The organism is Bradyrhizobium sp. USDA3516, assembly GCF_057651995.1.
In genome coordinates this window covers 467,364-483,009 of record NZ_JBYGYN010000003.1, presented here as the reverse complement: position 1 = coordinate 483,009, position 15,646 = coordinate 467,364, and the positions used below count along the sequence as shown (strand labels likewise).

The following is a 15,646-nucleotide window of genomic DNA, read 5'->3' as shown; positions in this document are numbered from 1 at the left end:
CGGAACGGACGACATGACGAAACTTTTCGCCACGCGATGGGCTTTGGTCGCGACGATGCTGATGCTGGTGACCCCGGCCATCTCCGCGCAGCAGGGCGACGCGGCGCTGCCGCCGTCCAAGCCCGGCAAGCCGATCAACACTGGCGACGTGCTCTCCGGCGAGCTCAACGCGCTGAAGGTGCGCGACGCCAAGAACGGCAAGCGCGTCGCGACCTACCAGATCACGTCGGAACCGCGCCGCCTGCCGCCGCCGAACGGGCTGTGCAATCTCGAAACCGGCCCCGAGACCTTTCAGCTCGTCACCTCCAGCGAGGCGCAGGCCGCCCAGCTGAAATCCTTCGTCGGCAAGGAGATCTCCGTGAAGGTGGACGAGGTCGCCTGCGCCAGCGATCCCGGCCAGATGAGCGAGGCCGTGATCACCAAGTGGAGCCTGATCAAGAAGCAGTAGGGAGCTCCACTCCCTCGGCCGCCATTGCGAGGAGCCCTCGCGACGAAGCAATCCAGACTGTCTCAGCGGTGACAGTCTGGATTGCTTCGCGGAGCCTGTCATCGGGCCGCGCTCTGCGCGGAGCCCGTTGGCTCGCAATGACGAAAGAGAGAGGTGAGTCCTACACCCGCACCGGCCCCAGCGCCTCGAAATGCCCGCGCCTCTGCAAATACGCCAGCAGCATCAGGCTCGGGATGGCGACGAGGACGGAGATCGCGAAGAACATCGGCCAGCCCGTCGCCTTCGCCAGATAGCCTGCGCCCGACGACAAATAGGTCCGTCCCACGGCGGCGAGCGCCGTCAGCAGCGCATATTGGGTCGCCGTGTGCAGCGGGTTCTGGCACAGCGCCGAGAGATAGGCGACGAAGATCACAGTACCGATGGCGTTGCAAAAATTGTCGGAGGTGATCGCGAGGGTCAGTGCCCATTCGTTGACGCCGACCAGCGCCAGCCACGAGAACGACAAATTGGACATCGCCTGCACGATGCCGCCGATCCACAGGCTGGTCGCGAGCGAATAGCGCCGGGCCACGAAGCCGCCGGCAAAGCCGCCGGCGAGGGTCGCGACGATGCCGACGCCCTTGACGATCACGGCATAGTCGTTCCGCGTGAAACCGATGTCGATGACGAACGGCACCGTCATGTTGCCGGAAAACGCGTCGGTGAACTTGAACAGCACGACGAAGGCGAGCACGACCCATGCTTCCTTGCGTCGCAGGAATTCCGAGAATGCCCCCAGCGCGGCATGGAACACCCGCGTGAGCGCGTCCTCGTCCTGTGTGGCGGCCTCGGCGCGCGCGGATTGTGCGGGCTCGGTGGCGGCGAGCGCAGTCACCGTGCCGATCAGCACCAGAGCTGCCATCACCACATAGCCCCACATCCAGGCGGCGCCACGAGGGACGATCGCCTCGAAGCCGGTGACGATGAACAGGGCGCCTGCGGTCGATACCAACATGCCGATGCGATAGGCGGCGACATAGGCGGCCATGCCGGCGGCCTGCTCGCTTTCGGGCAGGCTCTCGACGCGGAAAGCGTCGACCACGATGTCCTGCGTCGAGGACATCGTCGCGACCAGCAGCGCACCAAGCGCGACCAGTAGCGGCGAACGTGCCGGATCGGTCAGCGCCAACAGCAGAATCGCGCCGATCAAGAGCAGCTGCGCAAACACCAGCCACCCGCGGCGGCGACCGAAGGCGTGCGTGAAGAACGGCACATGCAGCGCATCGACCAGCGGCGCCCACAGGAATTTGAGCGTGTAGGGCGTTCCAACCAGCGCAAACAACCCGATCGTTCCGAGATCGACCCCGGCCTCGGCCATCCACACCAGCAGCGTCGATCCCGACAGTGCCAGCGGCAGCCCCGAGGAGAAGCCGAGAAACAGCACGATCAGCACCCGCGGCTGCAGATAAACGGCAAGGCTGTCGCGCCAGGAGGTCGAGGCGGCAGAAGTCGCGGCGGAGGAGGTCGCGTCGGGTGCGGTCATGGCGGGGTGTTAGCAGATTCTGGGGGGAAAGACTCGCGGTGAGGTGCGAGAAGCCTCAATACCCTCACCGTCATCGTCCGCGAAGGCGGACGATCCAGTAATCACCAGCACCTCAGCTCAACAACGACTGTCACGGGGTACTGGATGCCCCGCCTGCGCGGGGCATGACAGCATCATGGTGGCCCGGCTATCCCGGGATACAGATCATCCCAGGTCGGGTTATGCTGCTCGATCAGTCGAACCTTCCATGCCCTGTTCCACTTCTTCAACCGCTTTTCGCGCTTGATCGCATTCTCGGGGTCATCGAATTGCTCGAAATAAACCAGCCTTGCAACGTCATACTTCTCTGTAAAGCTCTCGATCACCTTTGACTTGTGCTCTGCCACCCGGCGAATGAGGTCGTTCGTCACGCCAATGTACAGAGTGCCGCCGATTTTGCTGGCGAGAATGTACACATAATAGTGGCGTGTGCCCATCTGTCGCCTCCCATTCTGCTGTCATCGTCCGCGAAGGCGGACGATCCAGTAATCACCAGCACCTCAGCTCAACAACGACTGTCACGGGGTACCGGATGCCCCGCCTGCGCGGGGCATGACGGCGTGCCTCGAGTCACTCCCCCGCCTGGAGCTTCCGCGGAAACAGCTCGGCCGCCCCCGTCGCCACCAGCCGCGGCGCCTCCGGCGCATCGCTCTTGCTGAAATCGAGCTCCTCGATGCGCCCTGCGCGCTTCTCGATCTTGTCGGCGGAGATCAGCACCTGGCGGACATCCTCGTTCACGTCGGCAAAATGCTTTTGTAGCTTGAGCACGCGGTCGCGCAGGCGCCCCAAATCGTCGCCGAGCTTGATCACCTCGGTACGGATCTGGTCGGCGGCATCGCGCATGCGCGCGTCCTTCATGATCTGTTGCATCACCTGGATCGCCAGCATCAGCAGCGACGGCGACACCAGCACGACGCGGGCGCGATAGGCCTTCTGGATCACGTCATCGAAGCCGTCATGGATCTCGGCATAGACCGATTCCGACGGCACGAACATCAGCGCCATCTCCTGCGTCTCGCCGGTGACGAGATATTTTTCGGCGATGTCGCTGACATGCTTCATCACGTCGCTGCGTAGGCGCTGCGTGGCAACGCGCCGCTCCTCGTCGGTGCGGGCGTCGTGCAGCGCCGTCATCGCCTCCAGCGGAAATTTTGCGTCGATGCAGAGCGGGCGCTGGTCGGGCAGGAACACGACGCAATCCGGGCGCTTGCCTGTCGAGAGCGTGAATTGGAACTCGTAGGACCCCTTCGGCAGTCCGTCCTGGACGATCGCCTCCATCCGCGCCTGGCCGAAGGCGCCGCGCGACTGCTTGTTGGCGAGCACGTCGCGCAGGGTCGTCACCTGCGTCGTGAGGTCGGTGAGGTTCTTGTGCGCGTTGTCGATGATGCCGAGCCGTTCATGCAGCGCGCGCAGGCTCTCCATGGTGTTGCGGGTCGAATGTTCCATGGACTGGCCGACCCGATGCGTCACCGAATCCAGCCGCTCGTTGACCGCCCGCGCCATCTCGGCCTGGCGGCCGGCCAGCGCCTGGGTCATGGCGTCGACCCGGCCCGACGACTCGCTCTGCGCCCGCAGCACCTCGCTCAGCCGTTCCTCGAGCTCGTCGGCCCGGATCGCGTTCGCCATGGCGAGTTCCGCGCCACGCCGACCCGAGCGCGCGATCACGACCGCAATCACAACCAGCAGGATGAGGACGAGCGCACCGAAGCCGATCAGCGCATCGACGATGCGCACCGGCCAGTCGCCCAGCATGACAATGATCTCGTTCATGCCGCCTTGTAGCCGATTCGTTGGGCTCTCGCGAACGAAGAGAGAACGTCCTGGGTTAACCGCCCCCTAATATTCATGGTTAACGAAAGGCGAAGTTTTATGGTTAGCGAGCGGTTAACGGGTTCCGGGCCGCATTGACCGTATCCGGCGCGCGGCTTAAATCGCGGCCATGGCCCTCAGAGAAATCATCATCCTGCCCGACAAGCAGCTGCGTCTGGTCTCCAAGCCGATCGAGAAGGTCACTTCGGAGATCCGCAAGCTTGCCGACGACATGTTCGAGACCATGTACGACGCGCCCGGCATTGGGCTGGCGGCGATCCAGGTCGCGCAACCCTTGCGTCTGATCACCATGGATCTGGCCAAGCGCGACGAGAGCGGCGAGACCAAGCACGCCCCGCGCGTCTTCATCAACCCTGAGATCATCGCCTCGTCCGAGGAACTGTCGGTCTACGAGGAAGGCTGCCTCTCGATCCCCGAATATTACGAGGAGGTCGAGCGTCCCGCGAAGGTGCGCGTGCGCTTCACTGATCTCGACGGCAAGGTGCACGAGGAGGATGCAGAAGGCCTCTACGCCACCTGCATCCAGCACGAGATCGACCATCTCAACGGCGTCTTGTTCGTCGACTATCTGTCCAAGCTCAAGCGCGACCGGGTCATGAAGAAGTTCGAGAAAGCCGCCAAGCGCGCGGCGGAGTAGGCCACATCCTCCGCCGTCATGCCCGGCCTTGTGCCGGGCATCCACGTTGTTGGCCGCCCGAGCAGGAAGAACGTGGATGGCCGGGACAAGCCCGGCCATGACGAGTACCTTGCTCGTTTTCAAGGATTCCTTCGTCCGATGCCCCTTCGCCTCATCTTCATGGGCACGCCCGATTTCTCCGTGCCGACGCTGCTCGAGCTGGTCGCGCATGGCCACGAGATCGCGGCCGTCTACACCCGCGCGCCCAAGCCGGGCGGCCGGCGCGGCCTGCAATTGCAGCCGACCCCGGTCGAGGAAGCCGCGCGAAAGCTCGGCATTCCCGTGCTGACGCCGAAGACGCTGAAGACGCAGGAGGCGCTCGAAGAATTTCGCGCCTTTGAGGCTGATGCGGCCGTCGTCGTCGCCTACGGCATGATCCTGCCGCAGGCGATCCTCGATGCGCCGAAACTCGGCTGCTACAATCTGCATGCCTCGCTGTTGCCGCGCTGGCGCGGCGCTGCGCCGATCAACCGTGCCGTCATGGCAGGCGACGCCGAGAGCGGCGTGATGGTGATGAAGATGGATGTCGGCTTAGACACCGGCGACGTCGCCATGGCCGAGCGCATCGCGATCACGGACGACATGACCGCGCTCGACCTGCACGATCGCCTGTCCCGGCTGGGGGCGGACCTGATGGTGCGCGCGATGGCCGCGCTCGAACGCGGCGGGCTCCAGCTCAAGGTACAGAGCGAGGACGGCGTCACCTATGCCGCCAAGATCGAGAAGGCCGAGGCGCGGATCGACTGGACAAAGCCGGCGCGCGCGGTGCTGCGTCACATCCATGGCCTGTCGCCGTTCCCCGGCGCCTGGGCCGAGCTCGACAATGCACGCGTCAAGATCCTGCGCTGCGAATTGGCCAAGGGCTCCGGCGCCCCTGGCGAGGTGCTCGACGATCTCCTCACCGTCGCCTGCGGCGACGGCGCCATCCGCATCATCGAGCTTCAGCGCGAAGGCAAGGCGCGCATGCAGGCCACGGACTTCCTGCGCGGCGTGCCGGTGAAGTCGGGATCGAGGTTCAGCTAGCCCACCCGTCATACGCGGGCTTGACCCGCGTATCCATCTTCCACCAAGACTCTTTCCAGGCGATGGATTGCCGGGGCAGGCCCGGCAATGACACTGGATCAAATCGGATCGATGCCCCGCTACAAGCTCACCATCGAATATGACGGCGCGCCGTTCTTCGGCTGGCAGGTGCAGGACACGCTGCCGTCGGTGCAGGGCGCGCTCGAGGCGGCCGTGAAGGCGATGACCGGGGCGGATCTGCGCGTGCACGGTGCCGGCCGCACCGATGCCGGCGTGCATGCGCGCGGCCAGGTCGCCCATGTCGACGTCGACAAGCAATTTCCGCCGGGGCGGTTTCGCGACGGGCTCAACGCGCATCTGCGCCCGCACCCGATCGCGGTGCTCGAGGCGGAGATCGTGCCAGACGATTTCGAAGCGCGCTTCTCGGCGGTCAAGCGCCACTACCGCTATCGCATCGTCAACACCCGCGCCAATCTCGCGCTCGACGTCGGCCACGCCTGGCGCGTGCCGCGCAAGCTCGATGCGGACGCCATGCATGCGGCGGCGCAGCGCCTGCTGGGCAAGCATGATTTCACCACGTTCCGCGACACCGAGTGCCAAGCCAAATCGCCGGAGAAGACGCTCGACCAGCTCGACGTGATTCGCGACGGTCGCGAGATCAACGTCATCACCTCGGCACGCTCGTTCCTGCACAGCCAGGTGCGATCGATGGTGGGATCCCTGGTCTGGGTCGGCGAGGGCCGCTGGACCGCGGACGATCTGTCCGCCGCACTCGCAGCCCGCAACCGCGCCGCCTGCGGCATCGTGGCGCCGCCGGAGGGGCTGTATTTAATGAAGGTGGATTATTAGCGAGGGGGTTAGACGCCCTTTGCCACGTCACCGCTGTCATTCCCCGCGAAGGCGGGGAATCCAGTACGCCGCGGCCTCCCGGTTCAATCACTGACGGTGGTGGAATACTGGATCGTCCGCCTTCGCGGACGATGACAGCTGTAAATTCAGGGGCAGCGCGACCTCTACCCAAAATACCGCGCCAAAATCCCGCGATACACTTTCGTCAGCTTCTCCAGATCCTTGACCGGCACGCGCTCGTCGATCTGGTGCATGGTCTGGCCCACGAGGCCGAACTCGATGACCGGGCAATAGCTAGAGATGAATCGCGCATCCGACGTGCCGCCCGAGGTCGACAGCTCGGGCTTGCGCCCCGTCACCTCCTCGATCGCGGATACCGCAAGGTCGGTGAACGGTCCCGGCTTGGTCACGAACACGTTGGAGTTGGAGGGCTCCCAGACGATGCGCGCCTTGATGCGGTTGCCGCAGGCTTTGGCGAGGCGCGTTTCGACCAATTCGCGCAAGCTCGCCTGGGTGTGGTTGTCGTTGTAGCGGATGTTGAATCTTGCGCGGGCCTCGCCGGGGATGACGTTGAAGGCCTTGTTGCCGACGTCGACCGAGACGAATTCGAGATTGGAGGCCTGGAATTGCGCGCTGCCATGGTCGAGCGGCTCGTCGGAGATCGCGACGATCAGCCGCGAAATGTCGGGCACCGGATTGGAGGCGCGGTGCGGATAGGCGACGTGGCCCTGCACGCCGTCGACGATGAGCGTGCCGGACTGCGAGCCGCGCCGGCCGATCTTGATGGTGTCGCCGAGCGTCTCGACGTTGGAGGGTTCGCCGAGCACGCAATGGTCGAATTTCTCGCCGCGCTCGGCAGCCCATTTGAGCAGCTTGATGGTGCCGTTGATCGAGACGTCTTCCTCGTCGCCGGTGATCAGGAACGAGATCGAGCCCTTACCGTCGCTGCGCGGCCTGCCGCCGTTGGCGGCGAGATGCTCCAGCACGGCTGCGACCGAGCAGGCGATGCCGCCCTTCATGTCGACCGCGCCGCGGCCATGCAGCACGCCGTCCCTCACCTCGCCGGAGAACGCGCCGACGCTCCAGGCGCTCTCGTCGCCGGGCGGCACCACGTCGGTGTGGCCGGCGAAGGTGAGGTGCGGGCCGTCGGTCCCGATCCGCGCATAGAGATTGTCGACGTCGGCGGTGCCTTCCTCGCCGAACGTCACGCGGTGACAGGTGAATCCGCCAGCGGTCAGGATTTTTTCGAGCACCCCGAGCGCGCCGGCATCGGCCGGAGTGACTGAGGGGCAACGGATCAGGTCGCGGGCAATGGAGAGAGCATCGGTCATGCGCCCCGCTTAACATGCATGCCGCCGGGTGGGCTAGCACTGGGCGGGACAATTTCGATCTCGCGGCGCTGGTCCCAGCGTCTCGCAGGCGGCGTCGACGAGGAGTCGTTCTCGGCCAACGGATCCGGACCGAAACGATTGGGCCCCCGGGTGCCGCGCAGGAAGCCGGTCTCGACGAAGCCGGCCAGGAGGAGGACGAAGCAGGCCAGCGCGATTGGCGCTATCCAGTAACTGTCTGGAAGCCGCTCTTCGAACTGCTTGAACAGACCGGGCATCACGAAGTAGGAGAGCAGCCACCAGGCGGACTTGCCGCGGTCGTGGAGACGCTTGACGAAGGCCGCGGCGAACACCCACGTGAACAATGGCGTGCCGATCAGCTTGGTCAGGATCAGCGGGAGATCGGCGCGCGACAGCGCGCGATACGTGTCTGGGTCGAAGGCCTTGAAGATGTCGCTGATCGAAAAGGCGAACGAGCGGGCGCCGAACGCCACCACGATTGCCGCCATGAAGACCATCCAGCAGAGGATGATCAGCCCGGCCAGCCAGAATTTGGCGCGGCCAATGCGCCCGTCGAAGCGGAAAAGGTACCAGGTCCAGCGCATGCGAGCGGCTCCGGGCGGAACGGGGCCGCCCGGAAATTGGTCGCGATGGAGGGAGGGTGGGTTCGACGGGCAGGCTGGTGCCGCGGGTCACTCGCCCCGCTTGCGGGGAGAGGTCGGATCGCCTCGGCGATGCGAAGCATCGTCCGGTGCGATCCGGGTGAGGGGGTACAGGTCTCTCGACGATCCAGCGTGTGGAGAGAGGCCCCTCAACCCAACCCTCTCCCCGTAAGAACGGGGAGAGGGGGAGGAGAGAATCTTATCAATCCCGCAGCAGCTCGTTGATGCTGGTCTTGGAGCGCGTGCGCTCGTCGACACGCTTGACGATGACGGCGCAGGCGGTGCTCGGGCCGATCTGGCCGTTCTTCATCGGCTTGCCTGGCAACGCGCCGGGCACCACCACGGAATATTCCGGCACTTCGCCCATGAAGACCTCGCCGGTCTCGCGGTCGACGATCTTGGTCGAGGCGCCCAGGAACACGCCCATCGCCAGCACCGCGCCCTTGCGCACGATCACGCCTTCGGCGACTTCCGAGCGCGCGCCGATGAAGCAATCGTCCTCGATGATGACGGGCTCGGCCTGCAGCGGCTCGAGCACGCCGCCGATGCCGGCGCCGCCCGAGATGTGCACGCGCTTGCCGATCTGCGCGCAGGAGCCGACGGTGGCCCAGGTGTCGACCATGGTGCTCTCATCGACATAGGCGCCGAGATTGACGAAGGACGGCATCAAGACGACGTTCTTGGCAATGAAGGCCGAGCGGCGCACCACCGCGCCCGGCACCGCGCGAAAGCCGGCATCGCGAAAGCGGTTCGGGCCCCAGCCTTCGAACTTCGAGGGCACCTTGTCCCACCAGCTCGCCTTGCCCGGGCCGCCGCCAATGACGTCCATGTCGTTGAGGCGGAACGACAGCAGCACGGCCTTCTTCAGCCATTGATTGACCTTCCACTTGCCGTCAGCGCCGCGCTCGGCAACGCGCGCCTCGCCCTTGTCCAAGGTCTCCAGCGCCTGGTCCACGGCCTCGCGCACCTCGCCCTTGGTCGAGGTCGAGATGCCGTCACGCGCGTCGAAGGCGCTGTTGATGGTGGATTCGAGGGCTGCAAGGGACATCGTGATTTCCTCTGGGGAGCGCGTGGTTTCGCGAGAATTGGAGCGCTTTTTCGGGATTTGCAGGGGTGGAGTCAAGGCAAACTCCACTGTCGTCCCGGGGCGCGCGAAGCGCGAGCCCGGGACCCATAACCACAGGCGGTCATTTGGCGAGGACTCGGAGTTATCGATCTCGCGCCACAACCACTCTCTGTGGTTATGGATCCCGGGTTCGCTTCGCGCCCCGGGATGACTTCGGTCATTGGGGCGACAGCCCCGCCAAAAACCCCGCCAGATCGTCCGTGACGTGGTCGACATGGGCGGCGTCGCGGCCTTCCAGCTCCCAATCCTCGCGCACCACCTCCTTGGTGCCGTCGGGCACCACCAGCACCGTGGTCATGCCGAGCTGATGAGGGACGGTGAGGTTGCGGGCGAGGTCCTCGAACATGGCGGCGCGAGTCGGATCGACCGCATGCTGGCCGAGGAATTTCCGGTAAGTCTGCTCCGCCGGCTTCGGCTCGAACTCGGCGGCGATGATGTCGAACACGGCCTCGAAATGGCCGGCGAAGCCGAGCCGCGCCAGCACGGCATCGACATGGTCGACCGAGCCGTTGGTGAGGATCAGCTTGCGGCCCGGCAGCTTTGCGATGGCCGCGCCGAGCGCCGGGTTCGGCTCCAGCGGCGAGTGGTCGATCTTGTGGACATAGGCGAGATAGTCGTCGGCGGAGACGCCGTGCAGGGTCATCATGCCGCGCATCGTGGTGCCGAAGCGCCGGTAATAGTCCTTCTGGATCGCCCGCGCTTCCTCCGGGCCGACATTCAGCCAGTTGCAGACGAACTCCCCGATCCGCGCATCGACCTGCTGCCACAGATTGACGTGATGCGGATAGAGCGTGTTGTCGAGGTCGAACACCCAGGTGTCGACATGGCTGAAGCTGCGGGGTGGGCGCATCAGAAGTCCCTCGCTCACGGCACGGCAAAGCGCAGCGTCTTGCCGCCGCTCGACATGTCTACCGCGCCGAAGCCCGTCGGCGCAAAGCCGCGCGCGGTGCAATCGGTCTGCTCGCTGGTCTCGAACTTGGTCTCGCGCGTGCAGAGCTGCCGGTCGCCGCCCCAGTTCAGCGGCTTGTCCTTCAGCTTGACGATTCGGTTGTCGGCGTCGACCGCTTCCGCGAAGCTGAAGATCTGCTTCGGCTGGCCTGATACATCGGGGTGCAGGCAGGTCTTGGGATCGATGCGATACCAGCCGCGGCTGGTCACCGCCTTGCCGTCGTCGGTCGCGATCGCCGCCATCACCTTGTGCGGGGTGTCGTTGCACCAGGTGAGGCCGGTCGCGGACGGCGTCTGCACCGCATCGACCATGGTCTTGAAGAAGGTTTGCGACCCGACGATGTCCGACGACAGGCCCCGGCTCTTCAGGAAGGCGGCCAGGGCGGCTTGCGTCTTCGGCCCGTCGACGCCGTCGATCGGGGCTGCGTCGTAGCCTGCGATCACCAGCAGCCGCTGGATGCCGGCGAGGCGCGCCTGCTCGTCGTCATATTCGGAATCCTCGGCGAGATAGGCGACGAGGTTGCCGTCCGCACCTTGCGTCGGCGTCACCTGCGTGAAGGGAACCTGGGTCTGGCCGCTGCGGCACTGCCGCGCAGCCGCGATGACGAAATTGTCCTGCGCGACGCATAGCATGTCGTTGCCGCTTTGCGGGATCGGGGACGCGCCGTAGACACCGAGCGCGCGGGCGTTGAGCAGGATGCGGTCGGCGGTCAGCGTGCCCTGTACCACCACGCGGCAGGCGGCGGGATCGATCCTGAACCAGCCGCGCGTCGCGGTGGCCGCCTTGTCGTCGATGCCGATCGCGGCCTCGACCACATAGGACATGCGGTTGCAGATCTTGAGGTCGGCGATCGCCGGCGCCGAGGAGAAGAAGAAGGAGACGACGGCCGCAGGCAGCGTCATCAGGAAGCGGGTGAGGGGGGAGCGGCGGTGGCGCTGCTCCCTTCGCTCCATGACGGCTTTCCTTTTCCGCTCCCGCATCACTTGTGGATCAGCGTGCCCGTGCCCTGGTTGGTGAAGAGCTCGAGCAGCACCGCGTGCTGCATCTTGCCGTCGATGATGACGACGCCCTCGACGCCCTGCTCCAGCGCGTAGATGCAGGTCTCGACCTTCGGGATCATGCCGCCGGAGATGGTCCCGTCGGCAATCAGCTTTCGCGCGTCCTTCACCGAGAGCTGCGGGATCAGTTTCTTCGACTTGTCGAGCACGCCGGGCACGTCGGTGAGCAGCAGCAGGCGCTTGGCTTTCAGCGCGCCGGCGACGGCCCCCGCAAAGGTATCGGCGTTGATGTTCAGCGTCTGGCCGTCCTTGGAGGTTGCGAGCGGCGCCAGCACCGGGATCAGCTCGTAGCCGATCAGCTGGTTCAGCAAGGTGAGGTCGACCTTCTCGGGGTCGCCGACGAAGCCGAGATCGACCGCCTTCTCGATGTGCGAATCCGGATCGACGATGGTGCGCGTCGTCTTGGTCGCCTTCACCATGTTGCCGTCCTTGCCGGACAGGCCCACCGCCTTGCCGCCGGCCTCGTTGATGTAGCCGACGATCTGCTTGTTGACGGATCCGGCGAGCACCATCTCGACGATCTCGATGGTCGCGGCATCGGTGATGCGCAGGCCGGCTGCGAATTCCGAGACGATGCCGAGGCGCTTGAGCATGGTCGCGATCTGCGGCCCGCCGCCATGCACCACCACCGGATTGATCGCGGTCTGCTCGAGCAGCACGATGTCGCGGGCGAAGTTCTTCGCGGTCTCCTCGTCGCCCATGGCATGGCCGCCATATTTGATGACGATGGTTTCCTCGTCATATTGCTGCATGTGCGGCAGCGCTTCGGACAGGATGCGGGCCTGGTCGAGCGGAGAGATGTCGGTCATGTCGCGGGTCTCGCTGGCGGGTCGGTCGGTTGCGCGTTCTATCCGATTGGTGGGCGTGGCGCAAAGTGTGGTGTTCGTCCTTACCCTCCCCTGGAGGGGGAGGGTCGATCGCGCGCAGCGCGAGCGGGGTGGGGTGATCTCTCAACACGGGCAGTGTGCGACGTGGAGAGACCGTCACCCCACCCCGCTACGCATTCCGCTTCGCTGCATGCGTAGCGACCCTCCCCCTCCAGGGGAGTGTAAGAGAAAGCGTCACTTCCGCACCACCACTGCGGCCAGCGTCACCGCCACCCAGCCCAAGATCATCACCATCCCACCAGTCGGCGCCGCCATCGGAAACAGCGCATGCCCGGCATATTGCCGCAAGGAGAGGTCGCCTGCGAACAGCGCGGCACCGATCGCGAAGCCGAACGCCGCCACGAGCCCAATTCCGCCGTGCAGAAGGCCGCGCGCGAGCAAGGCGACGGTCGCAAGTATGGCACTTGCATGAAACAGCAGCATGGCGCTGGCGGAGGCAAGACGGCTCGCGTCCGCGCCATGGGCGGAGGCGGCGGCCAGCGCGACGCCGGCGGCGCCCATCAAGCCGGCAAGCCCGATCAGCAGGCGCTGCGCTGGCATCACGAGGCCCGCTCTTCCAGCAGCTTCGCCATCGCGGCACGAAGCTCGGCCATGCCGGTCGCGCTGCGCGACGAGGTCGCGAGCACGGTGGGGAACGCGGCCGGATGCTTGGCGAGCGCGGCCTCGGTCTCGGCGATGCGCGCTTGCAGCTCGGCGGCCTTCACCTGGTCGGCCTTGGTCAGCACGATCTGGTAGCTGACCGCGGAGCGGTCGAGCGTCTTAAGCACCTCGAGATCGACGTCCTTGATGCCGTGCCGCGCATCGATCAGCACGTAGACGCGCGCCAGACTGGCACGTCCCAGCAGGAATTTGTGGATCAGCTCGGTCCAGGACGCGACCTGGCTCTTTGGCGCCTTGGCATAGCCGTAGCCGGGCATGTCGACGAGGCGCAGGTCGTTCTTGCCGGGGACCTCGAAAAAGATCAGCTCCTGGGTGCGGCCCGGCGTATGCGAGGTGCGCGCCAGCGCGTTGCGCCCCGTGAGCGCGTTGATCAGGCTCGACTTGCCGACATTGGAGCGCCCGGCGAAGGCGATCTCCAGCCCCGCCATCGGCGGCAGCGTTGCGATCGAAGGCGAGGCCCAGATGAACTGCCAGTCGCGGGCGAACAGCTTGCGCCCGGCCTCGATCAGCTTGTCGTCTGACTTGTCGGTCATCTGAAAGTCTATCCTCGCGTCATGGCCGGGCTTGTCCCGGCCATCCACGTCTTCACGGAGCAAGCTTCAAAAACGTGGATGCCCGGGCCTTCGCCGCGCCAAAGCGGCTTCGGCCGCGCAGGCGGGACAAGCCCGGGCATGACGACGTGGAGGCAGCTCAGTTCGCAATGACGCCTACACCGCCTCAGGCGTCACTTTTTTTTTGAACGAGTTTCGAATGTTGTCGAACAGCTCCACCTTCACGCCGTTGCGGCGCATGATGTAGCCCTGCTGGATCACCGAGAGCAGGTTGTTCCAGGCCCAGTAGATCACGAGGCCCGCCGGGAATCCCGCCAGCATGAAGGTGAAGATCAGCGGCATCCAGTTGAAGATGATCTGCTGGGTCGGATCCGGCGGCGTCGGATTCAGCTTCATCTGAATCCACATCGTGATGCCCATGATGATCGGCCAGATGCCGAGCGCGAGGTAATAGCCGAACACCGGAATCGTGGTCGGATCGAACGGGATCAGCCCGAACAGATTGAACAGATTGGTCGGATCCGGCGCCGAGAGGTCCTTGATCCATCCGAAGAACGGCGCGTGCCGCATCTCGATGGTGACGAACAGCACCTTGTAGAGCGCGAAGAAGACCGGGATCTGGATCAGCACGGGAAGACAGCCGGCGACCGGATTGATCTTCTCCTTGCGGTAGATCTCCATCATCTCCTGCTGCTGCTTCACCTTGTCGTCGGGATAGCGCTCCTTCAGCGCCAAAAGCTGCGGCTGGATCGACTTCATCTTCGCCATCGAGGCGTAGGACTTGTTCGCCAGCGGGAAGAACAGCAGCTTCACGATCACCGTCACCAGCAGAATCGAGACGCCGAAATTGCCGAAGAAGCGGAAGAAGAAGTCGAGGCCGAGGAACATCGGCTTGGTGAGGAAGTAGAACCAACCCCAGTCGATCAGCAGGTCGAACTGGTTGAGGCCGAGCGCCTTGTTGTAGCCGCCGAGGCCTGCGAGCGGGAAGTTGATGCCGACCACGCCGGCTTCCTTGGCGCCAGCGAACAGCCGCGCGTTGGCCGTCGCGGTGCCGCCGATCGCGACGGTGACGGGGTCGAGCAGGTAGTCGGTCTGGTAGGTATGGACCTTGCCGACCGGGTTCGACGAGAAACGCGCCTGGAGCTGGGCGTTGGTATCCGGCAGCAGCGCGGAGGCCCAGTATTTGTCGGTGATGCCGAGCCAGCCATTGGTGGCCTTGAAGTTCACCTGCTTGGCTTCGTCGATCTTGCTGTAGGCATATTCCTGCAGCCTGTGTTCGCCGAGATAGCCGATCAGGCCCTCATGCAGGATGTAATAGCCCGAAACGTGCGGCGCGCCGTGGCGCGAGATCAGCGCGAACGGATAGAGCGTGACCGGCGCATTGCCGACATTGCTCACCTCGTCCTTGATGGTGAAGAGATAATGATCGTCGATGGCGATGGTGCGGCGGAAGGTCAGGCCGTCGCCATTGTCCCATTTCAGCACCACGGGCGTCGACGGCGTCAGGCTGCCGCTGCCCTCCTGCTGCCAGACGGTCTGCGCATCCGGCATCTTTGCCGTCACGCCCGTCGCCGCAACCCAGCCGAACTCGGCGTAATAGGGCTCCGCCGTACCCGACGGCGAATAGAGGACGATCGGCGGCGATTTCGGATCGACCGTCTCGCGATATTGCACCAGCGCGATGTCATCGATGCGGCCGCCCTTCAGCGCGATGCTGCCGGCGATCCGCGGCGTCTCGATCTTGACGCGCGGGCTGGCTGCAATGGCGGCCTCGCGGGGAACGACCGCTTGGGGCTGGCCCGCAGCCGGCGTTGCCGGCTGGGTCGCGCCCGGCTGCGGCGCGCTGCCCGGCGTTGCCGGCGCGCCGCCCGGCGTCGCCGAGGCGGTCGGTTGCGGCGTCGTCTTCTGGAGCTCGGCCTGCGCCTGCTGCTGGGCGCGCTGCTTCTCCATCTGCGGCACGTTGTAGAAATACTGCCACGCGATCAGTACCAGGCCGGATAGAATGACGGCGAGGATGGTATTGCGATTATCGGTCATC

At 65.1% G+C, this 15,646-nt stretch carries 16 protein-coding genes; 4 read left to right on the top strand and 12 right to left on the bottom strand.

What is annotated here, in order from left to right; translation table 11 throughout:
- The first annotated feature begins 13 nt into the window (after positions 1–13).
- The gene (locus AC24YW_RS12535) at positions 14–448 is read left to right on the top strand and encodes a hypothetical protein (protein ID WP_487483015.1); all 435 of its coding nucleotides are present in this window, start codon (positions 14–16) and stop codon (positions 446–448) included.
- 160 nt (positions 449–608) lie between these two features.
- On the opposite strand, the gene AC24YW_RS12530 is transcribed toward AC24YW_RS12535, so the two are convergent.
- From AC24YW_RS12530 to AC24YW_RS12520, 3 genes are all read right to left on the bottom strand, one after another.
- Positions 609–1,970 carry an AmpG family muropeptide MFS transporter gene (locus AC24YW_RS12530; RefSeq protein ID WP_487483014.1) on the bottom strand — a complete coding sequence of 454 codons (1,362 nt, stop codon included), beginning with the start codon at positions 1,968–1,970 and terminating at the stop codon, positions 609–611.
- A gap of 173 nt (positions 1,971–2,143) precedes the next feature.
- Positions 2,144–2,446: a GIY-YIG nuclease family protein gene (locus tag AC24YW_RS12525; RefSeq protein WP_487483013.1), complete on the bottom strand. Its 303-nt coding sequence runs from the start codon at positions 2,444–2,446 to the stop codon at positions 2,144–2,146.
- Between the two features lie 133 nt (positions 2,447–2,579).
- Positions 2,580–3,779 (bottom strand): DNA recombination protein RmuC, encoded by a 1,200-nt coding sequence (locus AC24YW_RS12520; protein WP_487483012.1) that lies wholly within the window; start codon positions 3,777–3,779, stop codon positions 2,580–2,582.
- A 169-nt stretch (positions 3,780–3,948) separates the two neighbouring features.
- Between AC24YW_RS12520 and def the strand changes: the two genes are divergently transcribed.
- The 3 genes from def to truA all read left to right on the top strand — a co-directional run bounded on the left by def (position 3,949) and on the right by truA (position 6,387).
- Complete coding sequence (gene def, locus AC24YW_RS12515; RefSeq protein ID WP_487483011.1) at positions 3,949–4,476, top strand: peptide deformylase; 528 nt, start codon at positions 3,949–3,951, stop codon at positions 4,474–4,476.
- A 138-nt stretch (positions 4,477–4,614) separates the two neighbouring features.
- Positions 4,615–5,538, top strand: coding sequence for a methionyl-tRNA formyltransferase (gene fmt, locus AC24YW_RS12510; RefSeq protein ID WP_487483010.1), 924 nt, complete (start codon positions 4,615–4,617; stop codon positions 5,536–5,538).
- Between the two features lie 111 nt (positions 5,539–5,649).
- Positions 5,650–6,387, top strand: a complete 738-nt coding sequence (truA, locus tag AC24YW_RS12505; protein WP_487483304.1) for a tRNA pseudouridine(38-40) synthase TruA — start codon at positions 5,650–5,652, stop codon at positions 6,385–6,387.
- A 164-nt stretch (positions 6,388–6,551) separates the two neighbouring features.
- Here truA and dapE read toward each other — a convergent pair whose 3' ends face one another.
- From dapE to yidC, 9 genes are all read right to left on the bottom strand, one after another.
- The gene (dapE, locus tag AC24YW_RS12500) at positions 6,552–7,718 is read right to left on the bottom strand and encodes a succinyl-diaminopimelate desuccinylase (RefSeq protein WP_487483009.1); all 1,167 of its coding nucleotides are present in this window, start codon (positions 7,716–7,718) and stop codon (positions 6,552–6,554) included.
- Positions 7,715–8,320 carry a DUF805 domain-containing protein gene (locus AC24YW_RS12495; RefSeq protein ID WP_487483008.1) on the bottom strand — a complete coding sequence of 202 codons (606 nt, stop codon included), beginning with the start codon at positions 8,318–8,320 and terminating at the stop codon, positions 7,715–7,717. The genes dapE and AC24YW_RS12495 overlap by 4 nt, the downstream gene beginning before the upstream one ends.
- Positions 8,321–8,579: 259 nt before the next feature.
- On the bottom strand, positions 8,580–9,425 hold the full coding sequence (dapD, locus tag AC24YW_RS12490; RefSeq protein WP_298244734.1) for a 2,3,4,5-tetrahydropyridine-2,6-dicarboxylate N-succinyltransferase: 846 nt from the start codon (positions 9,423–9,425) through the stop codon (positions 8,580–8,582).
- A 235-nt stretch (positions 9,426–9,660) separates the two neighbouring features.
- Complete coding sequence (locus AC24YW_RS12485; protein ID WP_487483007.1) at positions 9,661–10,353, bottom strand: pyrimidine 5'-nucleotidase; 693 nt, start codon at positions 10,351–10,353, stop codon at positions 9,661–9,663.
- 14 nt (positions 10,354–10,367) lie between these two features.
- A complete protein-coding gene (locus tag AC24YW_RS12480; RefSeq protein ID WP_487483303.1) occupies positions 10,368–11,354 on the bottom strand; it encodes a DUF1036 domain-containing protein in 987 nt (328 codons plus the stop codon).
- A 77-nt stretch (positions 11,355–11,431) separates the two neighbouring features.
- Positions 11,432–12,319: an acetylglutamate kinase gene (gene argB, locus AC24YW_RS12475; RefSeq protein ID WP_487483006.1), complete on the bottom strand. Its 888-nt coding sequence runs from the start codon at positions 12,317–12,319 to the stop codon at positions 11,432–11,434.
- 252 nt (positions 12,320–12,571) lie between these two features.
- Positions 12,572–12,937, bottom strand: coding sequence for a DUF423 domain-containing protein (locus AC24YW_RS12470; protein ID WP_487483302.1), 366 nt, complete (start codon positions 12,935–12,937; stop codon positions 12,572–12,574).
- On the bottom strand, positions 12,937–13,590 hold the full coding sequence (yihA, locus tag AC24YW_RS12465) for a ribosome biogenesis GTP-binding protein YihA/YsxC (RefSeq protein WP_487483005.1): 654 nt from the start codon (positions 13,588–13,590) through the stop codon (positions 12,937–12,939). Before yihA ends, AC24YW_RS12470 begins: the two co-directional genes overlap by 1 nt.
- A gap of 174 nt (positions 13,591–13,764) precedes the next feature.
- Positions 13,765–15,645, bottom strand: coding sequence for a membrane protein insertase YidC (yidC, locus tag AC24YW_RS12460; protein ID WP_487483004.1), 1,881 nt, complete (start codon positions 15,643–15,645; stop codon positions 13,765–13,767).
- Position 15,646 lies beyond the last annotated feature (1 nt).

Bases quoted from the DNA above. Each gene is read 5' to 3' on its own strand.
- AC24YW_RS12535 (WP_487483015.1), top strand. From the start codon at position 14: ATGACGAAACTTTTCGCCACGCGATGGGCTTTGGTCGCGACGATGCTG.
- AC24YW_RS12530 (WP_487483014.1), bottom strand. From the start codon at position 1,970: ATGACCGCACCCGACGCGACCTCCTCCGCCGCGACTTCTGCCGCCTCG.
- AC24YW_RS12525 (WP_487483013.1), bottom strand. From the start codon at position 2,446: ATGGGCACACGCCACTATTATGTGTACATTCTCGCCAGCAAAATCGGC.
- AC24YW_RS12520 (WP_487483012.1), bottom strand. From the start codon at position 3,779: ATGAACGAGATCATTGTCATGCTGGGCGACTGGCCGGTGCGCATCGTC.
- def (WP_487483011.1), top strand. From the start codon at position 3,949: ATGGCCCTCAGAGAAATCATCATCCTGCCCGACAAGCAGCTGCGTCTG.
- fmt (WP_487483010.1), top strand. From the start codon at position 4,615: ATGCCCCTTCGCCTCATCTTCATGGGCACGCCCGATTTCTCCGTGCCG.
- truA (WP_487483304.1), top strand. From the start codon at position 5,650: ATGCCCCGCTACAAGCTCACCATCGAATATGACGGCGCGCCGTTCTTC.
- dapE (WP_487483009.1), bottom strand. From the start codon at position 7,718: ATGACCGATGCTCTCTCCATTGCCCGCGACCTGATCCGTTGCCCCTCA.
- AC24YW_RS12495 (WP_487483008.1), bottom strand. From the start codon at position 8,320: ATGCGCTGGACCTGGTACCTTTTCCGCTTCGACGGGCGCATTGGCCGC.
- dapD (WP_298244734.1), bottom strand. From the start codon at position 9,425: ATGTCCCTTGCAGCCCTCGAATCCACCATCAACAGCGCCTTCGACGCG.
- AC24YW_RS12485 (WP_487483007.1), bottom strand. From the start codon at position 10,353: ATGCGCCCACCCCGCAGCTTCAGCCATGTCGACACCTGGGTGTTCGAC.
- AC24YW_RS12480 (WP_487483303.1), bottom strand. From the start codon at position 11,354: ATGACGCTGCCTGCGGCCGTCGTCTCCTTCTTCTTCTCCTCGGCGCCG.
- argB (WP_487483006.1), bottom strand. From the start codon at position 12,319: ATGACCGACATCTCTCCGCTCGACCAGGCCCGCATCCTGTCCGAAGCG.
- AC24YW_RS12470 (WP_487483302.1), bottom strand. From the start codon at position 12,937: ATGCCAGCGCAGCGCCTGCTGATCGGGCTTGCCGGCTTGATGGGCGCC.
- yihA (WP_487483005.1), bottom strand. From the start codon at position 13,590: ATGACCGACAAGTCAGACGACAAGCTGATCGAGGCCGGGCGCAAGCTG.
- yidC (WP_487483004.1), bottom strand. From the start codon at position 15,645: ATGACCGATAATCGCAATACCATCCTCGCCGTCATTCTATCCGGCCTG.